At 69.3% G+C, this 25,347-nt stretch carries 22 protein-coding genes, 1 tRNA gene and 1 pseudogene; 9 read left to right on the forward strand and 15 right to left on the reverse strand.

Annotation, left to right across the window (positions count from 1 at the left end):
* Genes ACFYWY_RS05540 through ACFYWY_RS05550 form a run of 3 tightly spaced genes read right to left on the reverse strand, consistent with a single transcriptional unit; the run spans position 1 to position 3,526 of the window.
* Positions 1-918: a metal-dependent hydrolase gene (locus ACFYWY_RS05540; RefSeq protein ID WP_389180108.1), complete on the reverse strand. Its 918-nt coding sequence runs from the start codon at positions 916-918 to the stop codon at positions 1-3.
* The gene (locus tag ACFYWY_RS05545; RefSeq protein ID WP_389180111.1) at positions 915-2,684 is read right to left on the reverse strand and encodes an SDR family oxidoreductase; all 1,770 of its coding nucleotides are present in this window, start codon (positions 2,682-2,684) and stop codon (positions 915-917) included. The genes ACFYWY_RS05540 and ACFYWY_RS05545 overlap by 4 nt, the downstream gene beginning before the upstream one ends.
* Positions 2,681-3,526 carry a M24 family metallopeptidase gene (locus tag ACFYWY_RS05550; RefSeq protein WP_389180113.1) on the reverse strand — a complete coding sequence of 282 codons (846 nt, stop codon included), beginning with the start codon at positions 3,524-3,526 and terminating at the stop codon, positions 2,681-2,683. Before ACFYWY_RS05550 ends, ACFYWY_RS05545 begins: the two co-directional genes overlap by 4 nt.
* A gap of 332 nt (positions 3,527-3,858) precedes the next feature.
* Here ACFYWY_RS05550 and ACFYWY_RS05555 point away from each other — a divergent pair, with 332 nt between their 5' ends.
* The 6 genes and pseudogenes from ACFYWY_RS05555 to ACFYWY_RS05580 all read left to right on the forward strand — a co-directional run bounded on the left by ACFYWY_RS05555 (position 3,859) and on the right by ACFYWY_RS05580 (position 8,516).
* Positions 3,859-4,830: an ABC transporter ATP-binding protein gene (locus ACFYWY_RS05555; RefSeq protein WP_389180116.1), complete on the forward strand. Its 972-nt coding sequence runs from the start codon at positions 3,859-3,861 to the stop codon at positions 4,828-4,830.
* Positions 4,827-5,729 carry an ABC transporter permease gene (locus tag ACFYWY_RS05560; protein ID WP_389180119.1) on the forward strand — a complete coding sequence of 301 codons (903 nt, stop codon included), beginning with the start codon at positions 4,827-4,829 and terminating at the stop codon, positions 5,727-5,729. The genes ACFYWY_RS05555 and ACFYWY_RS05560 overlap by 4 nt, the downstream gene beginning before the upstream one ends.
* Positions 5,726-6,637 (forward strand): ABC transporter ATP-binding protein, encoded by a 912-nt coding sequence (locus ACFYWY_RS05565; RefSeq protein ID WP_389180122.1) that lies wholly within the window; start codon positions 5,726-5,728, stop codon positions 6,635-6,637. Before ACFYWY_RS05560 ends, ACFYWY_RS05565 begins: the two co-directional genes overlap by 4 nt.
* A gap of 17 nt (positions 6,638-6,654) precedes the next feature.
* Positions 6,655-7,374: an ABC transporter permease subunit gene (locus tag ACFYWY_RS05570; protein ID WP_389180125.1), complete on the forward strand. Its 720-nt coding sequence runs from the start codon at positions 6,655-6,657 to the stop codon at positions 7,372-7,374.
* Between the two features lie 274 nt (positions 7,375-7,648).
* Positions 7,649-8,183, forward strand: a pseudogene (locus ACFYWY_RS05575) (hypothetical protein); the annotation flags it as partial.
* 245 nt (positions 8,184-8,428) lie between these two features.
* Positions 8,429-8,516 (forward strand) — tRNA-Ser (locus ACFYWY_RS05580).
* Between the two features lie 103 nt (positions 8,517-8,619).
* Here the strand turns inward: ACFYWY_RS05580 and ACFYWY_RS05585 are convergent.
* The 9 genes from ACFYWY_RS05585 to ACFYWY_RS05625 all read right to left on the reverse strand — a co-directional run bounded on the left by ACFYWY_RS05585 (position 8,620) and on the right by ACFYWY_RS05625 (position 18,310).
* Positions 8,620-9,423 (reverse strand): HAD family hydrolase, encoded by an 804-nt coding sequence (locus ACFYWY_RS05585; RefSeq protein ID WP_389180128.1) that lies wholly within the window; start codon positions 9,421-9,423, stop codon positions 8,620-8,622.
* Entirely contained in the window at positions 9,420-10,697 is a 1,278-nt protein-coding gene (gene serS, locus ACFYWY_RS05590) for a serine--tRNA ligase (protein WP_389180131.1), read from the reverse strand. The genes ACFYWY_RS05585 and serS overlap by 4 nt, the downstream gene beginning before the upstream one ends.
* A gap of 586 nt (positions 10,698-11,283) precedes the next feature.
* Complete coding sequence (gene pheA, locus ACFYWY_RS05595) at positions 11,284-12,219, reverse strand: prephenate dehydratase (protein ID WP_389180134.1); 936 nt, start codon at positions 12,217-12,219, stop codon at positions 11,284-11,286.
* Between the two features lie 27 nt (positions 12,220-12,246).
* The gene (efeB, locus tag ACFYWY_RS05600; RefSeq protein ID WP_389180690.1) at positions 12,247-13,464 is read right to left on the reverse strand and encodes an iron uptake transporter deferrochelatase/peroxidase subunit; all 1,218 of its coding nucleotides are present in this window, start codon (positions 13,462-13,464) and stop codon (positions 12,247-12,249) included.
* Positions 13,465-13,570: 106 nt separating this feature from the next.
* Positions 13,571-15,478: a copper resistance protein CopC gene (locus ACFYWY_RS05605; protein ID WP_389180137.1), complete on the reverse strand. Its 1,908-nt coding sequence runs from the start codon at positions 15,476-15,478 to the stop codon at positions 13,571-13,573.
* A 22-nt stretch (positions 15,479-15,500) separates the two neighbouring features.
* Positions 15,501-15,977 carry a copper chaperone PCu(A)C gene (locus ACFYWY_RS05610; RefSeq protein ID WP_389180140.1) on the reverse strand — a complete coding sequence of 159 codons (477 nt, stop codon included), beginning with the start codon at positions 15,975-15,977 and terminating at the stop codon, positions 15,501-15,503.
* The gene (locus ACFYWY_RS05615) at positions 15,974-16,627 is read right to left on the reverse strand and encodes an SCO family protein (RefSeq protein WP_389180142.1); all 654 of its coding nucleotides are present in this window, start codon (positions 16,625-16,627) and stop codon (positions 15,974-15,976) included. Before ACFYWY_RS05615 ends, ACFYWY_RS05610 begins: the two co-directional genes overlap by 4 nt.
* Positions 16,628-16,683: 56 nt before the next feature.
* Positions 16,684-17,427, reverse strand: coding sequence for a YcnI family protein (locus ACFYWY_RS05620; RefSeq protein ID WP_389180145.1), 744 nt, complete (start codon positions 17,425-17,427; stop codon positions 16,684-16,686).
* Positions 17,428-17,524: 97 nt separating this feature from the next.
* Positions 17,525-18,310: a hypothetical protein gene (locus tag ACFYWY_RS05625; protein WP_389180148.1), complete on the reverse strand. Its 786-nt coding sequence runs from the start codon at positions 18,308-18,310 to the stop codon at positions 17,525-17,527.
* 192 nt (positions 18,311-18,502) lie between these two features.
* Between ACFYWY_RS05625 and ACFYWY_RS05630 the strand changes: the two genes are divergently transcribed.
* Entirely contained in the window at positions 18,503-18,961 is a 459-nt protein-coding gene (locus tag ACFYWY_RS05630) for an ATP-binding protein (protein WP_389180151.1), read from the forward strand.
* Between the two features lie 102 nt (positions 18,962-19,063).
* On the opposite strand, the gene ACFYWY_RS05635 is transcribed toward ACFYWY_RS05630, so the two are convergent.
* Both ACFYWY_RS05635 and ACFYWY_RS05640 read right to left on the reverse strand, forming a co-directional pair.
* On the reverse strand, positions 19,064-20,548 hold the full coding sequence (locus ACFYWY_RS05635) for an aminopeptidase P family protein (protein ID WP_389180154.1): 1,485 nt from the start codon (positions 20,546-20,548) through the stop codon (positions 19,064-19,066).
* Between the two features lie 88 nt (positions 20,549-20,636).
* Positions 20,637-22,184 (reverse strand): PP2C family protein-serine/threonine phosphatase, encoded by a 1,548-nt coding sequence (locus ACFYWY_RS05640; protein ID WP_389180157.1) that lies wholly within the window; start codon positions 22,182-22,184, stop codon positions 20,637-20,639.
* A gap of 454 nt (positions 22,185-22,638) precedes the next feature.
* Between ACFYWY_RS05640 and ACFYWY_RS05645 the strand changes: the two genes are divergently transcribed.
* Both ACFYWY_RS05645 and ACFYWY_RS05650 read left to right on the forward strand, forming a co-directional pair.
* Positions 22,639-23,322, forward strand: a complete 684-nt coding sequence (locus tag ACFYWY_RS05645) for a bifunctional DNA primase/polymerase (protein ID WP_389180159.1) — start codon at positions 22,639-22,641, stop codon at positions 23,320-23,322.
* A 190-nt stretch (positions 23,323-23,512) separates the two neighbouring features.
* Positions 23,513-24,148, forward strand: a complete 636-nt coding sequence (locus tag ACFYWY_RS05650; protein ID WP_389180162.1) for a hypothetical protein — start codon at positions 23,513-23,515, stop codon at positions 24,146-24,148.
* Positions 24,149-24,343: 195 nt separating this feature from the next.
* Here ACFYWY_RS05650 and ACFYWY_RS05655 read toward each other — a convergent pair whose 3' ends face one another.
* On the reverse strand, positions 24,344-25,315 hold the full coding sequence (locus tag ACFYWY_RS05655) for a DUF5926 family protein (protein WP_389180164.1): 972 nt from the start codon (positions 25,313-25,315) through the stop codon (positions 24,344-24,346).
* Between the last annotated feature and the right edge of the window lie 32 nt (positions 25,316-25,347).

Raw genomic sequence — 25,347 nt, forward strand, 5'->3', positions numbered from 1 at the left:
CTACGACAAGGCGGCGCGACCCACTGCTCCCGCCGCGGCGCGGGCCGCGGGCGAGGTCGCGAGATAGTCCACGGCCTTGCGCAGCGAGCCCTCCTGCGAGGGATGGTACGACCCCCGGAAGTAGCGGGGTATGGCCGCGCCCAGCTCCCGCCAGGTGGGCAGCAGCCCCTTGCCGACCGCGCGATTGTGCTCGCGCAGTGAGTACCGCAGACGGCCGGCGAGCTGTGGATCGTGCCGGATCAGATAGGCCGTGCCCCACCCCCACAGCCAGAGCAGCACGGGCGCGGTGACAACCATGCCCTCGACCCGGCGGGCATACCGCGGCAGCCCCTTGCCGCCGCAGTGCTGGTACATGTCGAAGGCGACGGCCCGGTGCTCGACCTCCTCCGCGCCGTGCCAGCGCAGCAGATCCAGCATGATCTCGTCGGCGTCCGCCCGGTCGAGCCCCTCGGCGTGCAGCACCCAGTTGCCAAGGACCGCCGTGAACTGCTCGATCGCGGCGATGATCGCCAGCCGGAAACGCAGCCACTCCCGGGCCGGTACCGGCGCTGAGAACGGCGGCTTCTCGCCGAGCAGTTTCTCGAAGAGGAAGTCGACGTACTTGGTGAATCCCTCTGTGTCGAGACGCTGCGCGGCCAGGTGGTCCAGTACGTACGCGTGCTGCACGCTGTGCGTGGCCTCCTGGCCCATGAAGCCCTTGACGTCCTTTTGCAGTGCCGGGTCGCAGACCAGCGGCAGGGCCTCCTTGAAGACCTTGACGAACCACCGTTCGCCGGCCGGCAGCAGCAGATGCAGCACATTGATGACATGCGTGGCGGTGGGCTCGTCCGGTATCCAGTGCAGCGGGGTCCTGTCCCAGTCGAACGAGACCCGGCGCGGCGTGATGGGGTGGCGGCCGGTGTGCTCCTCGGCGCTCACAGCGGCGGCTCCAATCGGGCGATCGCACGCAGAGTCCTGGGCATGAAGCGGGACATGAAGTGGGCGCCGCGGGCTTCGGGCGTCACCGGCACCACGGCCTGGTTCTTCACGACGGCGCGCAGGATCGCGTCGGCGACCTTCTCCGGCGGGTAGTTGCGCAGCCCGTACAGCCGGGCGGACTTCTTCTGGCGCCTCTTCTCCTCCTCCGCGTCCGCGCCGGCGAAACGCGCGGTGGAGGTGATGCTGGTGTTGACGAAGCCGGGGCAGATCGCGGAGACCCCGATCCCCTGCCCGGCCAGCTCGGCACGCAGGCACTCGCTGAGCATCAGCACCGCGGCCTTGGACGTGCCGTACGCGGGCAGTGCTTTGGACGGCTGATAGGCCGCCGCCGACGCGGTGTTGACTATGTGGCCGCCCTGGCCACGCGCGGCCATCTGCTTGCCAAAGAGCCGGCAGCCGTGGATGACGCCCCACAGATTGACGTCGAGGACCTTCTTCCAGTCCTCGGTGGTGGTCTGGAGGAACGAGCCGGCAAGGCCGATGCCCGCGTTGTTGACCAGGACGTCCACGACTCCGTACTCGGCGGCGACCTTGTCGGCGAGCTTCTCCATCGCCTGCTCGTCGCTCACGTCGACCGTCTCGCCCCAGGCCGCGGGCGCGCCGATCAGACGCGACATCTCCGCGGTCCTGGTCGCACCCTCCGCGTCCCGGTCCACGGCCACGATCCGCGCCCCCGCCTCGGCGAACGCGAAGGCCGTGGCGCGCCCGATGCCGCTGGCCGCGCCGGTCACCAGGACGAGCTGTCCCCCGAACCGCTCGGCATACGGGCCGCGGGCCACGGTCTCCCGCGCGGCCACCCCGGTAGCGCTGTCCTCGTTGGCCAGGACGAACTCGCCGATCCAGGCCGACAGCTGGTCCGGCCTGGTGCGCGGCGCCCAATGCTTGGCGGGCAGCGAGCGACGGGTCAACTGCGGTGCCCACTCTCCCAGTTCGTCGTAGAGCCGCTCGGACAGGAAGATATCGCCGGTCGGTGTGATCAGCTGGACCGGAACCTGGGCGTACGCGTCGGAGCGCGGGCGGCGCAGCCGCGCGCGGACGTTGTCGCGGTAGAGCCAGGCGCCGTGCGCCGCGTCCTGCGGCAGCGATGGCGTGGGATAGTCACCGCCGGGCATCTTCTCCAGCCGCTGCAGGATCCTCGGCCACTGCCTGCCCAGCGGCCCGCGCCAGGCGAGCTCCGGCAGCACGGGCGTATGCAGCATGTACACGTACCAGGACTTGGCGCCCTGGCCGAGCAGCTGGCCGACCCTGCGGGGCGTGGGCCGGCTCATCCGCTTCTTGATCCAGTGGCCGAAGTGGTCCAGGGACGGTCCTGACATCGAGGTGAAGGAGGCGATCCGGCCCTCGGTGCGCTGCACGGTCACGAACTCCCAGGACTGCACCGAGCCCCAGTCGTGGCCGACCAGATGCACCGGCCTGTCCGGACTCACCGCGTCCGCGACAGCCAGGAAGTCGTCCGTCAGCTTCTCCAGGGTGAAGCCGCCGCGCAGGGGCGTCGGCGCGGTCGAGCGGCCGTGCCCCCGGACGTCGTACAGCACCACATGGAAGCGGCCGGCCAGCCGCTCGGCGACCTCCGACCACACCTCCTTGCTGTCCGGATAGCCGTGCACCAGCAGCACGGTCGGCTGTGTCGCGTCGCCCAGCTCCGCGACGCAGAGCTCGATTCCGCCCGTACGGACCCAGCGCTCCCGCGCGCCCTTGAGACTCACGCCGACTCCTCCGCCCAGCGCCGCACATGCGGCAGATCGTCGTCCAGCCAGAACGCGCTCTGCTCAGGGTCCCTGGAGTCGGTGACCACCAGGATCTCCTCGAACTTCGCGCCCGTACCCCTGAACCCGAGGTGCGGCTCGACCGCCCACAGCCCCGGCCGGGGCGGGTGGTCGGAGAATTTGTACGGGCTCCACAGCGGCGACCAGCCGTCCCGGTGGCCGTGCAGCGCGTCGCCCGCAAGCCCCTTCAGCGACTGTGTGCCGAACCCGAAGAGATGCGGTGACCAGCGCCGCTCCTTCACCCGGTCGATCTTGTGGGCGATCACACCGAAGGGATACGCGCGGTGCCGGTTGGCATACCCCTGCCGGAGCATCAGCCGGTCCACGTCCTCGTAGATCTCGCGCAGCGAGCGCCGCTCCCGCACCTCGCGCAGTATCAGCTCGCGGTGCGCCTCCAGATCGGCGAGCAGTCTGTTGTGCACAGGGCTGGGGCCGAGACAGCCGGAGTACCCGATGTCCGCGGTGTAGCCCTTGTAGACCGGGGCCATGTCGAGGATGAAGGGCATGCCCGCTTCGAGGACGCGGTTGGTCGGGAAGAACTGCAACGGTATTCGGAATCCGGCAAAAGCCGTGCGGTCCCCGAACCAGGCGAAGGGGAGGTGGAACCAGTCGCGCACACCTCGCTCCCGCAGCCACTCGCGCTGCATCCGTGCCGCCCCGCGCTCGGTCACCCCGGGCTTGAGCTGCGCCGCGACAGCCTCCGCGCATTCGTACGCGAGGCGCTGCACCTCTCTGAACCCCCGCAGTTCCCCGGTCAGTTCGCTTGCTGCTGCTGAGGTCATGCCACCCGCCCGTCCATACGTCCTGAATGCGGTACGTAGCCGTAACTTGACACTGATGAATGTGACAATGTCCGACGGCTACGTCAAGGGCCGTGCATCACCCTGTGGACAACCGACCTGTGGACAACCGATCTGCGGACAACCGGGCGGGGACAACTGGCCTGTGGGCCAACGGCCTTCGGACCACCGAGCCTGGACAGCCGGCTTTCGGACAGCCCCGCCGCTGTTCACTTTCGTCGCTGCCCCCTACGGGTCCGTACCTCTCGAGTCGGACACCGATCCAGCCGCCAGGGCTGACGCCCCCATGTGTGGTGCGCCACTACCTTCGAATTGTGACTGTGATCGCGACCGAAAGCCTGAGCAAGCGGTTCCCCAGGGTGACCGCGCTTGACCGGCTCTCCTTGGACATCGGACCCGGTGTGACCGGACTGGTGGGCGCCAACGGAGCCGGCAAGTCCACGTTGATCAAGATCCTGCTGGGTCTGTCCCCCGCCACGGAAGGCCGGGCCGCGGTGCTCGGCCTCGACGTCGCCACGAGCGGCGCCGCCATCCGCGAACAGGTGGGGTACATGCCCGAGCACGACTGCCTGCCGCCCGACGTGTCGGCCACCGAGTTCGTCGTCCATATGGCGCGCATGTCCGGGCTGCCGCCGACGGCCGCCCGCGAGCGCACCGCGGACACCCTGCGCCACGTCGGCCTCTACGAGGAGCGGTACCGCCCCATCGGCGGCTACTCGACCGGCATGAAGCAGCGCGTCAAACTCGCGCAGGCCCTCGTCCACGACCCGAAACTGGTCCTCCTGGACGAGCCGACCAACGGCCTCGACCCGGTGGGCCGCGACGAGATGCTGGGCCTGATCCGCCGCGTCCACACCGACTTCGGCATCTCGGTCCTGGTCACCTCGCACCTCCTCGGAGAGCTCGAGCGCACCTGTGACCATGTCGTCGTCATCGACGGCGGCGCCCTGCTGCGCTCCAGCTCCACCAGCGACTTCACCCAGACCACCGCGACCCTCGCGGTCGAGGTCACCGACACGGACACGCATCCCGACGGCACCGCCGAGCTCCGTAAGGCACTCGCCGCCGCAGGAATCACGCTCCACGCGCGCGTGGAGGACGGCCTGCCCGGCGCGGGCCACATCCTGCTCATCGAGGCGACGGGCGAGGAGACGTACGACGTCGTACGCGACACCGTCGCCGGGCTCGGCCTCGGACTCGTACGGATGGAACAGCGCCGCCACCACATCGCGGAGGTCTTCCGTCCGGAGGCAGCGGCACAGCCCATGGAGGTGCAGGCGCGATGAGCATCGAGACCACCGGGGTCCAGAAGGACACCACCCGGATCCACAACATCGGATACCGGAACTACGAAGGCCCGCGGCTCGGCCGTGCGTACGCGCGCCGCTCCCTCTACTCGCAGTCGCTGCGCGGCGCCTACGGACTCGGCCGCGCGGCCAAGTCCAAGGTGCTGCCGATGATCCTCTTCGCGGTGATGTGCCTGCCCGCGGCGATCATCGTCGCGGTCGCCGTCGCCACGAAGCTCAACGACCTGCCCCTCGACTACACCCGCTACGCGATCGTCACCCAGGCGGTCATCGGCCTCTTCCTGGCCGCGCAGGCCCCGCAGTCCGTCTCCCGCGATCTGCGCTTCAAGACGGTGCCGCTGTACTTCTCGCGCCCGATCGAGCGCATCGACTACGTCCTGGCCAAGTACGGGGCGATGGCCTCAGCGCTGTTCGTACTCACCGCGGCGCCGCTGGTCATCCTCTACATCGGCTCGCTGCTCGCCGAAATGGACTTCGCGGACCAGACGAAGGGCTTCGCGCAGGGCATGGTCTCCGTGGCGCTCCTCTCCGTGCTCTTCGGCGGCCTCGGCCTGGTGATGGCCGCGCTCACACCGCGCCGCGGCTTCGGCGTCGCCGCCGTGATCGCGACGCTGACCATCACGTACGGCGCTGTCTCCACCGTCCAGGCGATCGCCTGGGAGACCGGATCGCCCGGAGTGATCAAGTGGCTCGGCCTCTTCTCGCCGGTCACCCTCATCGACGGCGTACAGACCGCATTCCTCGGCGCGACCTCGGCCTTCCCGGGCGAGGCCGGACCGGGAGCCGGTGCGGGCGTGGTCTATCTGCTCGTCGTTCTCGCGCTCGTCCTCGGCTCGTACGCCGTACTGATGCGCCGCTACCGAAAGGTCGGGCTGTGACCACCATCAACATCGAGCACACCTCACGGTGGTTCGGGAATGTCGTGGCCGTCAACGACGTGACCATGACGATTGGCCCGGGTGTCACCGGTCTGCTCGGCCCCAACGGCGCCGGAAAGTCAACGATCATCAACATGATGGGTGGCTTCCTCGCCCCCTCGACGGGAAGCGTCACGCTCGACGGTCAGATGATCTGGCGCAATGAATCCGTCTACCGGCAGATCGGCGTCGTACCGGAGCGGGAAGCGATGTACGACTTCCTCACCGGCCGCGAATTCGTTGTCGCCAACGCGGAGTTGCACGGCCTGGGCACCAAGGAGGCCCAGCGCGCGCTGGCCACCGTCGAGATGGAGTACGCGCAGGACCGCAAGATCGCGACGTACAGCAAGGGCATGCGGCAGCGCGTGAAGATGGCATCGGCGCTGGTGCACGATCCTTCCGTGCTGCTGCTCGACGAGCCCTTCAACGGCATGGACCCGCGCCAGCGGATGCAGCTGATGGACCTGCTGCGCCGGATGGGCGGCGAAGGCCGCACGGTCCTCTTCTCCTCCCACATCCTGGAGGAGGTCGAGCAACTCGCCTCCCACATCGAGGTGATCGTGGCCGGCCGGCATGCCGCCTCCGGCGACTTCCGCAAGATCCGCCGGCTGATGACGGACCGGCCGCACCGCTATCTCGTACGGTCCAGCGACGACCGGGCGCTCGCCGCTGCCCTGATCGCCGACCCGTCGACGGCGGGCATCGAGGTCGACGTGGCCGAGGGCGCGCTGCGCATCCAAGCCGTCGACTTCGGCCGGTTCACCGAACTTCTGCCGCGGGTCGCCCGCGAGCACTCCATCCGGCTGCTCACGGTCTCGCCCTCGGACGAGTCCCTCGAGTCGGTCTTCTCCTACCTCGTAGCGGCCTGAAAGGAGCTGTGACGCAGATGTACAACCCCACAGTCGCCCGGCTCACCTATCGGGCCGTGCTCGGCAGGCGCCGGGCAGCGATCCTGTTCGTACTGCCCGGACTGCTGCTGCTCATCGCGGCGGCGGTACGGAGCTTCAACGGCGTGGACGATCAGGTCGCCGCGGATGTCCTGGGCGGGTTCGCCATCGCCACGATGGTGCCGCTGATCGGCGTGATCGCGGGCACCGGGTCGATCGGACCCGAGATCGACGACGGGTCGATCGTCTATCTGCTGGCCAAGCCGGTGAAGCGGCCGACGATCATCTTCACGAAACTGATCGTGGCCATCGCGATCACGATGGCCTTCTCGGCGGTGCCCACACTGATCGCCGGATTCATCCTGAACGGCAACGGCCAGCAGGTCGCGGTGGCCTACACCGTGGCGGCGCTGGTCGCGTCGATCGTGTACAGCGCGCTGTTCCTGCTGCTCGGGACGGTCAGCCGGCATGCGGTGGTGATCGGACTCGTCTACGCGCTGGTGTGGGAGACGCTGTTCGGCAGCCTGGTGCCGGGGGCGCGCACGCTGAGCGTCCAGCAGTGGTCGCTGTCGCTCGCCGAGAGGATCGGCGGGGAGGGCCTGATCGGCTCGGACGTGGGGCTGCCGCTGGCGGTGGCGCTGCTGGCGGGGGTCACGGTGGTGGCGACGTGGTACGCGGGGCAGAAGCTGAGGGTGCTGAAGCTCGCCGGGGAGGAGTGAGGCGGCGGCGCCCCGCCTCTTTGGTGTCAACCCCTGTCCGGTGGGCGGGGGTTGACGCATATCCGCATAACTGTACGGTTATCGGTTCGTTGTCCACTGTGCGTGGAGGCAACTGGAGTTCGTGGCGACGAGAGTTCGTGAAACTGGGGATTGCCGGTGCCGGATCGAAAGCCGGGCCGGTCATTGGGTGAGTAGCACCGTGAGCCGACCTCCACCCCTGAAGCCCGGGGAGGAGGGCCGTCCATGATCGGTTCTGCGAACGGAAGGCATTTTCATGCCATCGGAAGTCGCCCTGCTCGAGTCGCGCGCGATGCGCGACGAGCACAAGGGGCGTGTCGAAGTCCTGGACAAGGTGAAGGCGCTTGTCATGCTTCCGGACGGAATTCACGTCCGCACAGAGGACGTGGCCCGCTACTTCGAAATCCACAGGGACGCTGTCCACAGTGTCGTCAAGCGCCACCGTGACGAGCTGCAAGCCAATGGACTGATCACTCTGAAGGGCTCTGAACTGCAGAGTTTCCATGTGGCCGTTCTGGCCACATGGGACGAGAGTTATCCACAGGCGAGCTACCCAGCTCCGGCTCTACACCCGCCGCACCGTGCTCAACATCGCGATGCTTCTTCGCGACAGCGACATCGCCCGCTGCGTCCGTACGTACCTCCTCGACGCCGAGGAGGAAGGGGGCTGGCGCCAGGGTTACGCATCCCTCGACCGCCGCGTCACCAGGGTCGAGGCGAACCTGGACACCGTCGGACACCTCCGGTCGCGGGCCGCGAGCATCTGCCGTGCGGTGACCCGCCTCGAAAATCAGTGGCACCGAAGCGCCGCCCGGGGCACAGTAGTTGAGCCGGCGCACGCCAGTGCGACCGACGCCACCGACCGGGAGAGGAGCGCGGCGATGACCGAGAGTACGAGTACGAGTCCGTCGAGCTCCCAGCAGGGCAGCGCCGGGCAGGCAGCGGAGTAGCCACCGACCACTCTGCGAAGCCGCCCGCAGGCAGCTGCCCGGGGGCGGCCGCTTCGAGCGCGCATCTGCGCGGGCCGCCCCCTCCCGGAGGATTGGCCGAGTGGTAAGGCAGCGGCTTGCTAAGCCGTCGTCGGGGCCGGAAACCCCGCGCGCGTTCGATCCGCGCATCCTCCGCCGCACAGCCGCACAGCCGCACAGCCGCACAGCCGCACAGCCACGCGTCGGCGCAGAAGCACCGCAGCGCCCAAGCACCGCAGCGCCCAAGCATCCTCGCGCGTCAGCGCTGAAGCAGCTGCTCCAGCACCACCGCGATGCCGTCGTGCTCGTTCGACGCCGTGATCTCGTGCGCCACGGCCTTCAGCTCCTCGTGCGCGTTGGCCATCGCCACCCCGTGCGCCGCCCACCCGAACATCGGAATGTCGTTCGGCATGTCACCGAACGCGATCGTGTCCGCCGCCCGCAGCCCGAGCCGCCGCGCCGCCAGCGACAGCCCCGTCGCCTTGCTCAGCCCCAGCGGCAGGATCTCCACCACGCCCGAGCCCGCCATCACCACGTCCACCAGGCTGCCGACCGTCGCCCTGGCCACCCTCGCCAGCGCGTCGTCATCGAGCCCCGGATGCTGGATGTAGACCTTGTTGATCGGCGCGGACCACAGCTCGGAAGGGTCCTCGAACGCCACCACCGGCAGCGGGCCATCGTGAACCCGGTAGCCGGCGCCGACCAGTACCTCGCCGTCGAGCCCGTCGCGACTCGCGGCCAGCGCCAGCGGGCCGACCTCCGCCTCGATCTTGGAGAGCGCAAGTCCGGCCAGCTGCCGGTCCAGTGTCACGGACGTCAGCAGCCGGTGCTCGCCCGCGTGGTAGACCTGCGCGCCCTGGCCGCAGACCGCGAGCCCGTCGTACCCCAGGTGGTCCAGGATGTGCCGGGTCCACGGAACAGCACGTCCGGTGACGATGATGTGCGCGGCGCCCGCCGCGGTGGCCGCGGCGAGGGCGTGACGTGTGCGATCCGAGACCGTTTCGTCGTCACGCAGCAGCGTGCCGTCGAGATCGGTCGCGACGAGCCGGTAGGGGAACGTCACTTGGCGACCGGCTCCAGCACTTCACGCCCACCCAGGTACGGACGGAGCACCTCGGGGACCCGCACCGAACCGTCTGCCAGCTGATGGTTCTCCAGGATCGCCACGATCGTGCGCGGTACGGCGCACAGCGTGCCGTTCAGCGTCGCCAGCGGCTGCACCTTCTTGCCGTCGCGCATCCGGATCGACAGGCGGCGCGCCTGGAAGCTGTCGCAGTTCGACGCTGAGGTCAGCTCGCGGTACTTGCCCTGGGTCGGGATCCACGCCTCGCAGTCGTACTTGCGCGAGGCCGACGCACCGAGGTCGCCGGTCGCCACATCGATCACCTGGAACGGCAGCCCCAGGCCGGTCAGCCACTGCTTCTCCCAGTCCAGGAGCCGCTTGTGCTCGGCCTCCGCGTCCTCGGGAGCGACGTACGAGAACATCTCGACCTTGTCGAACTGGTGCACCCGGAAGATTCCGCGGGTGTCCTTGCCGTACGTCCCTGCCTCGCGGCGGAAGCACGGCGAGAAGCCGGCATAGCGCAGCGGCAGCTTGTCGGCCTCGATGATCTCGTCCATGTGGTACGCGGCGAGCGGGACCTCGGAGGTGCCGACCAGGTAGTAGTCGTCCTTCTCCAGGTGGTAGACGTTCTCCGCGGCCTGGCCGAGGAAGCCGGTGCCCTCCATGGCGCGCGGACGGACCAGCGCCGGGGTCAGCATCGGGATGAAGCCGGCCTCGGTGGCCTGCGCGATCGCGGCGTTGACGAGCGCGAGTTCGAGCAGCGCGCCGACGCCCGTCAGGTAGTAGAAGCGCGAGCCGGACACCTTGGCGCCGCGCTCGACGTCGATGGCGCCGAGCGCCTCGCCGAGCTCCAGGTGGTCCTTGGGCTCGAAGCCCTCGGCGCCGAAGTCCCGGATCGTGCCGTGCGTCTCGAGGACGACGAAGTCCTCCTCGCCGCCGACCGGAACGTCCTCATGGACGATGTTCCCCAGCTGGAGCAGCAGCCGCTTGGTCTCTTCGTCGGCCTCGTCCTGCGCGGCATCGGCCGCCTTGACGTCGGCCTTCAGCTGCTCGGCCTTCTTCAGCAGCTCGGCGCGCTCTTCGGGAGAGGCCTTGGGGATGAGTTTGCCGAGCTGCTTCTGCTCGGAGCGCAGCTCGTCGAAGCGGAGGCCGGACGACCTGCGCCGCTCATCGGCCAAGATCAGGGCGTCGACGAGGGCGACGTCCTCTCCACGGGCGCGCTGGGAGGCGCGAACACGGTCGGGGTCCTCACGGAGCTGGCGAAGGTCAATCACCCCACCAGGCTACCGGTGCGGACTGACGGCGCCCCACACGATATCGCCGCGCGTGCGTTTTGTCTGAATTGCTTGAATTGCCGGAATTGGAAAGGGGCGGTAAAGCGGATGCTGATTGAGAGGGTAAGCGTCAATAAATGCGACGCTATTCGCCGAAATGGGGCAAGAAGGTGCGGGTCGCATTGACCCGCACCTTTTGGTGATGGGGCCTGGGCTCCCCTTGTCCACAGGGATGCGGCTTCCGGCAAAGTTATCCACAGGCTGTGTGTGGGATCTGTGGACCACGGGGAATCACGGAAAAGATCATTTTGAGGGCTGTGCGTGAGCCGGAGGATTCCCCAGCCAAACCCACCTCACACACTCATTCGGGTGGGAATTCCTCGCTCTAAAGAGTTGATCAATGGAATTGAGGTGACAGGGGGCACCCTGCGGCCCTGTGGACGGAAGTGGGGTGAGTGAGCAGATTTGTCGACCATGTCGGCTTGTGTTGTCGACTTGTCCCCAGGTCGAGAAGCGCGCCTGTGGATAACTTCTGTGGACAACGAAAATCTGCAGGTAGGACCGGATAGTCAGCCTCCGCGTCCGCTCAGGCGCGGCCGTCCTGGCACCGCGCCAGCCAGTCCGACGCCGCCGTGAATTCCGCGTCGGACGTCCCCGCGCGCAGCTCCCGTACGTCCCCCACCGCCACACCCGCCCGCGGGTACGAACCGAGGAACCGCACATTCGGGCAGATCCGCTTCAGCCCCATCAGCGCCTCGCCCACCCGCCGGTCCGCGATATGGCCCTCGGCGTCCACGGCGAAGCAGTAGTTCCCGATCCCCGCGCCCGTCGGCCGCGACTGGATCAGCATCAGGTTGACCCCGCGCACCGCGAACTCCTGCAGCAGTTCGAGCAGCGCACCCGGGTGGTCGTCGCCCAGCCAGATGACGACAGACGTCTTGTCCGCGCCGGTCGGTGCCGCGGGCCTGGCGGGTCGGCCCACCAGTACGAAGCGGGTCTCCGCGTTCTCCGCGTCATGGATCTCGGTGACCAGCGGCTCGAGCCCGTACGTCGCCGCCGCGAACTCGCCCGCGAAGGCCGCGTCGTACCGCCCCTCCTGCACCAGCCGTGCGCCGTCCGCGTTCGAGGCTGCCGACTCCCACAGGGCGTCCGGCAGGTTGTTCCGCAGCCAGTTCCGGACCTGCGGCTGGGCGACCGGGTGCCCGGTCACCGTCTTCACCTCGGACAGCGGGGTACCCGGCCGTACCAGCAGCGCGAAGGCGATGGGCAGCAGCACCTCGCGGTAGATCATCAGCGGCTCGCCGGAGGCCAGCTCGTCAAGGGTCGCGGTGACGCCGCCCTCCACGGAGTTCTCGATCGGTACGAGTGCGGCGGCGGCGTCCCCATTGCGTACGGCGTCGAGCGCAGCCGGCACAGACACCATGGGGATGAGTTCCCGGGTGGCGGATTCGGGGAGCGTGCGCAGGGCGGCTTCGGTGAAGGTGCCCTCGGGACCGAGATACGTGTAGCGCGTGGCCGACATACCGTCACCCTAATGGGCCGCCATGATTCACGACTCCAGAAGCCGCTGCCCCACGTACTCGCCCTCCTTGGGCCCGCCCGGCACCGCGAACAGTCCGCTCGCCTCGTGCCGGACGAACGGCGACAGCGCATCGCCGCGGTCGAGCTTGCGCTGTACGGGTACGAAGCCGCGCAGCGGATCGGCCTGCCAGCAGATGAAGAGCAGGCCCGCGTCCGGCACCCCGTCCGGGCCGATGCCGTCGTGGAACGAGAACGGCCTCCGCAGCATCGCCGCACCGCCGTTCTGCTCCGGCGCGGAGATCCGGGCATGGGCGTTGTCGGGGATCACCAGCTTCCCGTCGGGGCCTGTCCTGTCGAGCGCGAGCTCGGTCGTCTCGGTGCCGCCGGTCAGCGGCGCGCCGTCGGACTTGCGCCGGCCGATGACCAGCTCCTGCTTCTTCAGCGAGAGCTTCTCCCAGTCGTCGAGCAGCATCCGGATCCTGCGTACGACGGCGTACGAGCCGCCCGCCAGCCATGCGTACTCAGTCCCGGACGGCACGAAGATCCGCCGGTCGAAGTCGGGCTCTGACGGCTTGGGATTGCGTGTGCCGTCGACCTGGCCCATCAGATTGCGGGCGGTCATCGGCTTGCCCGTGGCCCCCGGCGAACGGTTGAACCCGTTCATCTGCCAGCGCACCCGGGCCGCTTCCCCTGTCGCCTTCTGGACCGCGCGCAGCGCGTGGAAGGCGACCAGCGCGTCGTCCGAGCCGATCTGCACCCACAGATCGCCGTTGCTGCGCCTGGCGTCCAGCTGGTCGGAGGAGAAGGCGGGCAGCGGGTCCAGCTCCGGCGGGCGCTGCGCCACCAGCCCCGTACGGTCGAAGAACGTGCGGCCGAAGCCGAAGGTGATCGTCAGCGACGAGGGCCCCGCGTCCAGTGCGACGCCTGTGCTGCCGTCGCCGCCCGCCCCGCCCGCCATCAGTTCGGCGGCGAGCGTGGACCACCGGCGCATCAGCGCGGCGGCTTCCTTGCGGCCCGCTCCCGGCGCGAGGTCGAAGGCGATCAGATGACCGCGGGCCTGCAGGGGCGTGGTGATGCCCGCCTGGTGCTCGCCGTGGAATGCGACGCCGGTCGAGCCGACCGTCGTCAGCGCGGTCGGGGAGTCCCCGGAGGCGGCCGCGTGCGCGGCGGCGCCGCCCGCGGCCCCCAGCACCAGCCCGGTCGCGCCCACCGCGCCGACGGTGCCGAGCAGTCGCCGCCGCGAGATGTTCTTGTCGCTCGCGGGGTCGCTCGCGTTTTCGCTCGCCGGGTCGCTTACTTGGCCACTCACGCGGTCGTGCACGGGGTCTTTCACGGAGTCACTCACGGGTACGTCAGCCGATCTTCACGTTCTTGTCGATGGTGGTCTGGTCGATGTCGGAGGTCCGCACGGTCACCTGGACCTGCCACTCGCCCGGCATCGGTATCTGGACCGCGCCCGCGCTCCAGTGTCCGGCCGTGAGGCGGTCGGGCGTGATCGGCAGCGGGCCGATCTGCTTGGCCTTGAGGGTGAAGGCGACCTTCACCTCGGGCACGTCCAGCGGCTTTCCGTCCGGGGTGTCGATCCAGACGTGCATCTCGTTGGCGCCGGAGGTGGCCGGATCGAGGCTGAGCCGCACCGTCCCCCTGCCGTTCTGGCCGCCGGTGTCGAAGGGCAGCTTGATCTCAGTGGGACCCGCGGGCACAGTCGCCGCAGCCTCGGAACCTCCGGACCCGGCAGCCTCTTCTTCCGTACGGCCCGGTTCGGTGGTTGTCAGCACGGTGACCACGGCCAGCAGCACCACCGCGACACCCGCCTCTGCCAGCACGGATCGGCGCAGTCCGGAACGCGAGGGGTCGGCGTCCCGTGTCTTCTTCTTCTGGGCAGTGGCCACTGCGGCCTTCTGGCGGGCGAGTTGAGCGGCCCGCTCGGGGTCCGACGAGTCTGCTTCTTCCGCTTCTTCCTTTTCTTCCTCGGCGCCGGCCGCCGTCGTCTCCGCCGCCGCCGTCGTCTCCCCGAGCTGCCGCGTCCACCGTCGCGAGATCCACGCGACACCGACCATGACGACGATCAGTCCCACCTTGACCAGCAGCAGCTGTCCGTACGACGTTCCGGTCAGCGCCGACCACGAACCGACCTGCCGCCAGGCCTGGTAGAGCCCGGTCGCGGCCAGCACGACGACGCTGTTGAACGCGACTGTGGAGAACCGCCGCACCGCCGCCCGCTCGATCGACGGCGCACGGTAGAGCGCGGTCAGCAGCGCCGCGAGCCCGCCGAGCCAGGTGGCCACAGCCAGTAGATGAATGACGTCCACGGGCATCGCGAGCCCCGGCTGGATGCCGGTCGACGCATGTTCCGACAGCGCCCAGGTCGCGGCGATCCCGGCCGCGACGACCGTGCCGCCGATGGCGAGACCGAAGGTGAGGTCTTTCTTCGCGGCCTCGTCCTCGCGCTTCGCGTACGCCCCGAAGAGCACGGCGACGAACAGCGCCGCCGCCCCGAGCAGCAGCAGCCGGGAGATCAACGCCGCCCCGGTCTTGGTCTCCAGGACGTCCCGCAGTCCGCCGAGGTCGAACGCGTCCGCCAGTTTTCCGGAGCCGGTGTAGGGGGTGCGCAGCAGGAGGGTCGCGAGGGTGGCCGCGGTGAGCGTCACCCACCCCTGTACGACGAGGCGTTGCAGGGGGCGTACGGAAGCGCCGCGCTGCCAGCACAGGAGCACGAAGGCCGCGCCGCCGGCCAGCAGTACGAAGCCCGCGTACGAGGCGTAGCGCGCGATGTCGTAGAGGACGCCGACGACTCCTCCGCCGACCTCCCTCTCGGGCAGGGCGACAGTGGTCTTGGAGGGCGCTCCGATCGAGAAGGTGAATGCCCCGGAGATGGGATGGCTGTCGGCCGAGACGGCCTGCCAGGCAACGGTGTAGGTGCCGTTGGGCAGTCCGGACAGCAGATCGACGCCGTAGCTGACCGTGCCACCGGAGCTCAGATCGCGGATCTTCGCCTTGTCGGAGCGTTTGCCGCTGGGTTCGAGGACCCGGATCGAGTCGTTCCCCATGGCCACCTGCTCGGAGAAAGTGAGCGTGACTTCCTTGGGGGCGGTGGCGACCACCGCCCCGTCCTTCGGGTTGCTCCCGGTCAGCGCGGCGTGCGCAGAAGCGGGACTCGCACCGGCCAGGAGCGCGCCGAGAAGCGTGCCGATGAGCACGGCCGCGGCGAGCAGCATCCGTACCGGGGAAGGGCCGAAGCGCGGGGCGGTGGCTGTCATGGCGTGATCAGTCCCTCAATGCTCAGTGCTTCATCGTGGCTGGCGGGTTGTACGTGGGCTCTTTCACCGGAAGTTCGACCTTGATCGGGCCGGACTTCTCGAAACGCAGCTCCACGGCGACCTTCTCGCCCTGCATCGGCTTCTGCTTGAGCTTCATGAACATGATGTGGTTTCCACCGCGTTCGAGATCGAGCTCGCCGTCCGCAGGCACGTCGAAGGCCTTCACCTCCTGCATCTTCTGGTTCTTCGACTCGTGGATGGTGATGTCGTCGGAGATGTCGCTGGTGACAGAGGTGAGCTTGTCCGCCCCGCCTCCCTTGTTCTGCACGGTCAGAAACCCGGCCGCCATGTCGTCCCCCACGGGCTGCGGCATGAACGCGCCGCTGACCTTCAACTCGGGCCCGCTGTCGGACGAGGTGGAACAACCCGCCAGCGCCGGCCCCGCGGTCAGGGCTATGACCGAGGCGAGGGCGGAGGCGGCGGTTGTGCGGCGGTTCACGGGTTCTCCCCACGGATGAGCTTCGGCAGGTCCTTGGCGTATTCGTCCGCCGTCGTGTCCTCGCCGTACAGGACATAGCCCTTGTCGGTCTTCGGGGAGAACGCGATGACCTGTGCGCCGTGCATGGAGACGACCGTGCCGTCCTTCTCCTTCTTCGGCGGGTCGATGCCGATGCCCATCTGGCGTGCGCCGGCCTGGATCGTCGGGAAGTCGCCGGTGAGGCCGGTGAACGACGGGTCGCCCGCGCTGGGCAGCCACTTGGCGAGCTCGGCCGGGGTGTCCCGCTCCGGGTCGGTGGTGACGAAGACGACCTGGAGTCTGTCCTGGTCGGCCTTGGGGAGCTGCTTCCTGGCGACGGCGATGTTGCTCATCGTCAGCGGGCAGACGTCGGGGCAGTGCGTGTAGCCGAAGTAGATCAGCGTCGGCTTGCCCTTGGTCTGCTCGCGCAGGTCGTACTTCTTGCCGTGGGTGTCCGTGAGGACGAGGTTCGGCTTGGCGTACGGCTGGTCGAGCAGGGTCGCCGGCCGGTTCGGCTGGGCGGAGACATCGGCGACGGAGCCCTTGGCGGAGTCGCCGCCGGCCGAGCAGGCGGACAGCGTGAGCCCGGCGGCCACGACGAGCGCGGCCGTGAGCACATTCTTCTTGCGCATGGAGAAATATCCCAAATGTGATGTACGGACCGTCAGGCGGTGCGTCAAGCGGCGCGTCAGGAGGTGCGGCGGCGTCCGGCCAGGACGCCGAAGGCGACACCCGCGGCGCCGACGAGGATGCCGACGACGCCCAGGACACGCGCCGTGTTGTCGCTGCTGTCGTCGGACGCGGCCTCGGTCTTCTCGTCCTCGTCGTGCCCGGCGTTCTTGGCGTCCTGGCCGTCCTTGGCTGCCGCGTCCGTGGCGCCGCCGTGGTGATCATCGGTGGCCGCCGACAGCTTCAGGACCGGCGCGGGGGACTCGGGCTCCTCAGCGCCCTCCTTGGTCTCCTCGATCCAGCGCACGACCTCCTTGTTGTCGTATGTCTGGAGCGCCTTGAACACCAACTGGTCGGTGTCCTCGGGCAGCTTCCCGAGAGAGACCGGGAACTGCTGGAAGTGGCCAGGGGCGATCTTGGAACCGTCCGCGGTCCAGGTGACCTTGGAGACCGCCTCGGTGATCTGCTTTCCGTGCACCTCGAGCGGCTTGGCCAGCTTCGACTTGGTGACCTCGATCTTCCAGCCGGGCACGGGCTGCGGCATCACCGACGACAGCGGGTGGTCGGTGGGGACGGTGACTTCGAGCTTCACGGTCGAGGCGTTGTCGCGCTCGTTGGGGACCTTGAAGTTGACCGTCGCGTAGCCGCCCTTTGCGGCCTCGCCCTGCGGCTGCACGCTGACGTGCGCGAAGGCCGTGCCGGACAGGAGCAGCACGGAGGAGGCGGCGATACCGGTCGCGACAGCGATGCGGGAAACGTTCATGGCTTGAGGACACTCCACAGTTCAGGAGAGGCGGATGCGCGCCGCGCACACAGGGATGCGCCGGCACCGCGGCGCCACTCCCGTCGAGTGGGCCGCGTCAGGCTGCGAGAGCGAGATCCGCGGGAGGCCCGCGCCTGATCACCGTGTGCTGGAGCGCCTCCCCGGCGGCCGGTGCGGGAGGTTCGGACGACGTCCGGGGAGCGCGCGGATCCACCATGGGCGCCCCCGAGAGGCCGGCGCGCAGCGTCCGTACGAGAGTGAGCGCGGCGCGCAGCGGCCGCAGCCACGCGGTCTGGGCCACCTCATGGGCCGAGTCCGCCGACAGCCGGGTCAGCCGTACGAGCGCGAGATCCCCGCGCCGAAGCAGCCAGCCGGTCGCGAGCGCGGCCAGCAGATGCCCGAGCAGCATGGGGAGGCTGGGCAGCAGCTGGGGCGAAGCGGCGACAGTCTGCGCCATATGGTCGTGGGTGCCGGGGTCCGGCGGGGTGATGCCCGCTGTGGTGACGATCCGGCGCGCGTCCGCAGGGCTCAGCGACGCGGCGCCCGCCCCGCACATGAGCTTCGCGGCCATTCTGATCAGCGCGTCGTCGGCCGTCGGGGCCAGCTGCAGCCGGTGCTGCCCGACCCCGAACAGGGCGTGCAGGGCGAGCTGTCCGACGGTCAGCGCGACGGCGATGGACGGCAGCGAGCGCGCCCGCCCGGCGAACGGCGCGACCAGCGCGAACACCCCGGTGAAGCCTGCCGCCAGCGTCCACCAGGGCACGGCCGCACAGGCGGCAAGCACATGTCCCGTCGCGGACAGCACAACGCAGACCGCGGTGAACACCGCAGCCCTCAGCAGCCGCAGACCGGCGTCGGCGCGTGCAACGGGGATGGACGACATGGCCGGGTCATCATCGCACTGCGGTGGAAGCGGCCATACGGCAGGTCCGGAAGATCCCCTTTGAGGACATACATCGCCGCGCTACCCGTGCGCGTCGGCCGAATGAGCGCAATCACGTCAACTGTGTGCTTACGGACCGTGCCTTGCGGCAATACGTATCGGTATGTCGAGCCGCAGCCAGGAGGCTGGAGCATGAGCATCTGGTGGTCTCTCCACTTGCGGCGCGAAGCCGCGAGCGTCCCGCTCGCCCGACGCCTGCTGCTCGGCACGATGGAGACCGCAGGTGTCGACCCCGACATCTCCTACGATCTGTCGGTCGCGCTCAGCGAAGCCTGTGCGAACGCCGTGGAGCACGGCGGCGGCCAGGGCTCGGGCGAAGCCTCCGCCGCGTACCGCGTCACCGCGTATCTGGACGGCGAGAAGTGCCGTATCGAAGTGGCCGATTCGGGCCCCGGCTTTCCCGTCCGGCGGGGCGGGTGCGCCCACGCGTTGCCGCAGGCCGGGCCCACCGACGAGAGCGGCCGAGGACTCTGTCTGATCGAGCAGCTCGCCGACCATGTGCACTTCCGCAACCGGCCCGGCCACGGCGCGGTGGTCAGTTTCGACAAGATCCTGAAATGGCGGGAGGACGCGCTGCTCAAGGTCTCCTGAGGCCTCTTGACGTCTCCTGACGTCTTTGGAGATCCCTGAGGTCCTTGAGCCGCGCGCCCTCCGCCGTGTTGCTCGTTCGTCCGCGGTTCAGCTGTCCGCAGGTCAGCCCTTGAGCGAGGCCATCCAGGCCTCGATCTCGTCGGCCTGCCGGGGCAGCGCCGCCGACAGATTGCGGTTGCCGTCCTCGGTGACCAGGATGTCGTCCTCGATCCGGACGCCGATGCCGCGGTACTCCTCCGGCACCGTCAGGTCGTCCGCCTGGAAGTAGAGTCCGGGCTCCACCGTCAGGCACATGCCCGGCTCCAGCGTCCCGTCGACATACGCCTCGGTGCGCGCGGCGGCGCAGTCGTGGACATCCATGCCGAGCATGTGGCCGGTGCCGTGCAGCGTCCAGCGGCGCTGCAGACCCAGCTCCAGCACGCGCTCCACCGGTCCTTCGAGCAGACCCCACTCGACGAGCTTCTCGGCGAGCACATGCTGCGCGGCGTCGTGGAAGTCGCGGTACTTGGCGCCCGGCTTCACGGCAGCGATGCCCGCCTCCTGCGACTCGTACACCGCGTCGTAGATCTTGCGCTGCAGCTCGTTGAAGCGGCCGTTGATCGGCAGCGTGCGCGTGATGTCGGCGGTGTAGAGGGTGTGGGTCTCCACGCCGGCGTCCAGCAGCAGCAGCTCGCCGGAGCGGACCGGGCCGTCGTTGCGCACCCAGTGCAGGGTGGTGGCGTGCGGTCCGGCCGCGCAGATCGAGCCGTAGCCGATGTCGTTGCCCTCGACGCGGGCACGCAGGAAGAAGGTGCCCTCGATATAGCGCTCGCTGGTCGCCTCGGCCTTGTCCAGGACCTTGACGACGTCCTCGAAACCGCGCGCCGTGGAGTCGCACGCCTTCTGCAGCTCGCCGATCTCGAACTCGTCCTTCACGGCACGCGCCTCGGAGAGGTGTACCCGCAGCTCCTCGTCGCGCTCCGCGGTGACCTTGTCGGTCAGCGCGGCCTCGATCCCGGCGTCATGGCCGCGCACGGCGCGGACCGGTCCGGTCGCCTGGCGCAGCTTCTCAGGCAGTTCGCGCACGTCCTCGGCGGGAATGCCAAGCAGCTGCTCGGCCTCGGCGAGGGAGTGGCGGCGGCCGACCCACAGCTCGCCATGACCCGAAAGCCAGAACTCGCCGTTCTCACGGTTGGAGCGGGGCAGCAGATAGACGGTGGCGCGGTGGTCCTCGCCGTGCGGCTCCAGGACCAGGACGCCGTCCTCGGACTGGTCGCCCGTGAGGTAGGCGTACTCGGTCGAGGCGCGGAAGGCGTACTCGGTGTCATTGGAGCGGGTCTTCAGATTGCCTGCCGGGATCACCAGGCGCTCGCCGGGGAAACGCGCCGAGAGCGCGGCACGGCGGGCGGCGGTGTGCGAGGCCTGGGCGATGGGCTGCAGATCGTGCAGCTCGGTGTCGGCCCAGCCGGTCGTCATGTTCTCGGCGAGCTCGTCGGACACGCCCGGGTACAGGCCGTTCTTGCGCTGCTTGATCGGCTGCTCTTCTTCTTCCGGGCCCGCTGCGGCAGCAGCCTCATCGGACTCCGCCGGGGTGAGCTCCTCAGCCACGTCTTCTCCTCGATACGACACTGGACCGGCTTCCATCGTATGTGCGACGGGAAGACCGCCCGGTGCCCTGTGGAAAACGTGTGGGACGTCAGTCGAAACGAGCGGCGAGCAGCACCACGTCCTCAACGCTGCCGGCCTCGTCCAGGCCTTCCGGAAGGACCGTGCGCAGCACCTGGTCGGCGATCGCCGCCGGGTCGTGGCGTACCGCCTTCGGCACACTTGCCGCTGCCGCGTGCAGCCGCGCGAAGGCCCGGTCCATGGGATCTCCGGTACGCCGCAGCAGCCCGTCCGTGTACAGCAGCACCGTTTCTCCTGGCTCGGGCGACAGCTCCACGCTCGGCGCCTCCCAGCAGGCGAGCATCCCCAAGGGGGCCGACAGGGACGTCTCGACGAACTCGGTGCGCCGCTCGCCGACCACCAGCGGCGGTGTGTGCCCCGCCCCGGCCAGCACGATCTTCCTGCTGGCCGGCTCGGCGTACGCGAACAGCGCGGTGGCGGTCCTGGCCGGCTCGGTCAGCCGCAGCAGCAGCTCCAGATCGGACAGTACGGCGACGGGGTCCTCGCCCTCCATCACGGCGTACGCCCGCAGGGATGCCCGCAGGCGCCCCATGGCGGCCAGCGCGCTCGGCCCGGAGCCGCTGACCGAGCCAACGGCCAGCCCCAGCGCGCCTTCCGGCAGCGGCAGCGCGTCGTACCAGTCGCCGCCGCCGTGCGGTCCTGTGCGGTGCCTGACTGCAAGCTGGACGCCCGGTACCCGGGGCAGCCGGCTCGGCAGCAGCTCCTCGGCGACGGTCGCCACCGTGGCGCGGGCGTGTTCCAGCTCGAGGAGCCGGGCCAGATGCTCGGTGGCGTAGCGCATATAGAGCCCGACGAGATGGCACTGGCGCTCCACCGGCGCGGCGGGCTCGTCGTACATCCAGACGGCGGCGCCGAGTGTGCCTGCCGCATCGGAGGCGAGCGGCTGGGTGTAGCTGGCGGCATAGCCGAGGCGGACGACGACGTCGCGGTGGCGAGGGTCGAGGGTTTCTGCGAGCAGGTCGGGATGCGCGACGGCCTCCGGGGGGCCGCCCGGACCGGGCCGCCCGTCGGGGAGCCGACCGTCCAGAATCCTGCCGTACGCGGTCGCGCCGCGCGGCACCGTCTCGATATGGCCAAGTTCGGCATGGGTGAGCCCGAGGCCCTTGGTGAGGGCGGGGCCGTGGTCGGGCTCGAAACAGTCGGCGCGCGAGGAGCCCGGCGCGGGTTCGAGGACGACCATGCCGCGGCGGGCACCGACCAGGGCGGCTCCCGCGCGCAGGAGTTCATGGAGGGCGGCGTCGAGCGAAGCGGTTCTGGCCAGGCGCTCTGTGAGTTCGTGGAGGGTGGTCAGATCGGAGACCCAGCCGGCCAGCCGGTCCTGAATCACCGCGCCGGGAGGGGCCGCTGAGGCAGGAAGGGCGGGCAGGGGCGAGGAAGTGTGCGCGGGTGCTGGAACAGCTGAATCGATTCCAGCCACTTTCGGCAGGTGAGGGGCGCTCATGGCAGTCGGCTTTCCGACTGGTGCGTTTCGCTCAATAGCATCGCAAACCCCCATGTCATTCTGCGCGGCTATCCATGCATCCACATGTACACGCACACGTAAGGGGATGTCCAGCATTGTCCCAGTGGGATTGGTGGTGTCTACGAGACTGTTAACTTGGCTGAAAAATGCACCCTATGGCGGTTGATTGAGGTCGACTGAGGGCGGTCAGTAGGGCGTCATTCCAAGCGTGATGGGTACGTAAACGGTGATGGCCAGGGGCAGTTGGGACCGCCCCGGAACCTGGCGGCGGGCCCGGGCGTCTTAACAGCCGGAGGCCGCGCCCCATCCCCGAGTGGCGGGGAAAAGTTCAGCGGGACAGCAAGCGCCAGGCGCGCGCCACCCCTCGCCATGCGTTTAATGGACTACAGCCCACGTTCGGCCCCCGGGCGGCGATCCTGTCGCAGGCGAAGCGGGGGGTCGCCCATGCCACCGGCAAGAGGCGATGATACGCCCACTTGTACGCACAGTGAAGAGCTGCACACATGGTGTGATGTGGACCTCGGCGTTCAACGGAAAGGAACGAGCGCTCATGCGCGAGATCCTCGGAAGGCGACGCAGGCTCCGGTTCCGGCGCAAGAGGGGGCCTGTACAGCTGGAAGCGGCGCTCACCTGCGCCGTCGAGTGGCAATGGCCGGTACTCCCCGGTGTGGGACCGAAGGCGGCCGGAAGTCGCGGTGACGGCGGGCGCGGCTGCGCCTGCCCCGACCCCGAGTGCGTCGTACCCGGCGCACACCCCTTCGACCCCGGAATCCTGGCGGCGACGACCGACGAGCGAATGGTGCGCTGGTGGTGGACCAATCGGCCCACCGCTCCGATCATGCTGGCCACCGGAGGCCGCGCGCCGTGCGCGTTGAGCCTGCCCGCGGTGGCCGGCGCGCGTGCGCTGTCGGCGCTCGACCGGATGGGCATGCGGCTCGGCCCTGTGGTCGCGACGCCCACGCGCTGGTCGATCCTGGTGGCTCCGTACACCCTTGAGGAGCTCGGCGAACTGCTCTTCGTCAAGGACTGCGTGCCGAGTTCGCTGCGCTTCCACGGCGAGGGCGGCTATCTGGTGTTGCCGCCCTCCGAGACGGGGACGGGCCAGGTGCGCTGGGAGCGCGCGCCGCTGCCGGGATCGGCGGCTCCCTGGCTGCCGGATGTGGAGGCGGTGGTGGACGCGCTGGTCGAGGCGAGCACCAGCGCACCGGACGGCGGCAGCCGCCTCGCGTACTGAACGTGCGCACCGGGCCCGCGGTATCACGGGCCCTTGAACCCTCGCTCGATCCGGGCCGGCTCTGTCACTCGTACGGGTAGGAGCCGGCCCGAGTTGTGCGCGCCTTGGGCGCGGGGCTCCACTGACGGCCGCACGGGGTCGATATCTTCGGGCCACCGTAAGAATTCCCGCGCAGTCGGCAGGTGGGCCCATGAATCTCCGCATGATCGGGCTCGCCGCAGCTGTGGTCTTCACCGGGCTGCTGCCGCTCGCCGCCTCCGCAGGACCGTTTGGGGGTACTTCCCGGGCCGAAGGCTCTGGGGGAGGCCCCCGGCCGGGGCCGGAGGCCATTCCCGCGCCTGTTCCCGGGGCCGACCCCGCTCCCGCTCCTGCTCCCGCTCCCGCGGACGAGGCGAAGTCGGAGCAAGAGCCGGGTCTGCCGCCCGGGCTCGGCGCAAACCCCGTCGGCGGCGTGAGAGAGGCCACTGCCCCGCACACATCCGCGCGATGTGGGCCGGAACTCGCCTCTCCCGACGGGGTCGAAGCACAGACCTGCGTGCTTACCGAGGGGCGCGACACCTGGGCACGTACGTACTACCGCAATGCCACGGGCGAGGAATTGACTTCTCTGCTCACTCTGATGGGACCCGGCGGGCGCACTCTGCAGATCAACTGCGCGGTCGAGTCGGGGGACGAACCAGGCGCCTGCGAAACGCCCCGTGAGGCCTCTGGCGGGGCTGCCGCGGAGTATTCGGCGGTGGCGGAGTTCGCAACTGCCGACGAGATCGGGGAGGGGCCGCTGCTGCTTCGGTCCGGGAGCAACTCCGCGTCCCCTGCTGGCCGTTGACGGAACGACCCATTCCGTAGAAATGGAAGCGCCCGGTCGCTGGCGACGGGGGATGCACCAGCGACCGGGCTTCTAGAACGGTAACAAGAGATCGGCAGTTAGCAAATTCGATCTCGGGTATTCGGACAGGGATTTACCTGCCCATAGGGCGAGTTGTGACTGGAGTCACCTATCGGTCGACAGAAACCGTCACTCTCAGCTCAAGGTGACTTGGCGGTTGGTGAGCCCGCCGCGCGCCCGGCGCTCCTCCGCGGTCAGTGGCATATCGGTCGCGAGAGCCTTCGCGAGCCGCTCGACGAGCTCGGCGGCCGGCTTCTCGCACTCCTCGGCGCCCATCGAGTTCGGCAGGTCCCAGACCGGGACCATCAGCCCGTGCGCACGGAAGGAGCCGACCAGCCTGGTCCCCTCGCCGATCGAGGAGGCACCGGCGGCGTGCAGTCGGGCAAGCGCGTCCAGGAGGTCTTCCTCGGGGTGCGGCATGACCCAGCGGAGGTGGTTCTTCTCAGGGGTCTCGCACCAGTACGCGGCGTCGACGGAGGAGAGCTTCACGGTTGGGATCGCCGCGGCGTTCGCGCGCTCCAACGATGCGGACACCTCGGGCGAGCTGGCGCTTTCCGAGGAGGCCGGGACCCAGAACTCGAAGCCGGAGTGGACGGTCGGCTCGAAGGCGGCGTCCCGGTCGAGCAGCTCCTGCAGCCGCACACCGTCGGCGGGCACCCTCTGGGCGGCGACCGGGGTGCCGGGTTCGGCGATCAGCGCGCGCTGCAGGGTGTCGGCCAGATCGCGGCTGAGGTCGCCGGACGAGGTGTCGTTCTGCAGGCCGAGCAGGACGGAGCCGTCGTCACGGCGCAGGGCGGGCCAGGCCATCGGCAGTACGGTCGCGAGGGTCACGGACGGCACGTCCTCGGGCAGCCCGCCCTTGAGGGTGAGCGTCGCGGTCGCGGCGGGCACCAGCTCGCGCAGGGCCACCCAGTCGCACTCGCCGGGAAGTCCCTCGAACGGGCGGTGGACCAGCTCGGTCACGGCGTGCGCGGCGGCCCGGCCGTGACAGGCCTTGTAGCGGCGGCCCGATCCGCAGGGGCAGGGCTCGCGGGCCCCGACCACGGGGATCTCTCCGTCCCTGAGCTGCGGCTTCCCGGCCTTGGTCTGGGGTCGCTTCTTGGCCATGGTGTGGCTTTCTCCCGATTACGGCGGTGCTG

The sequence above is a fragment of the Streptomyces sp. NPDC002870 genome (assembly GCF_042888505.1).
Taxonomy (GTDB): Bacteria; Actinomycetota; Actinomycetes; order Streptomycetales; family Streptomycetaceae; genus Streptomyces.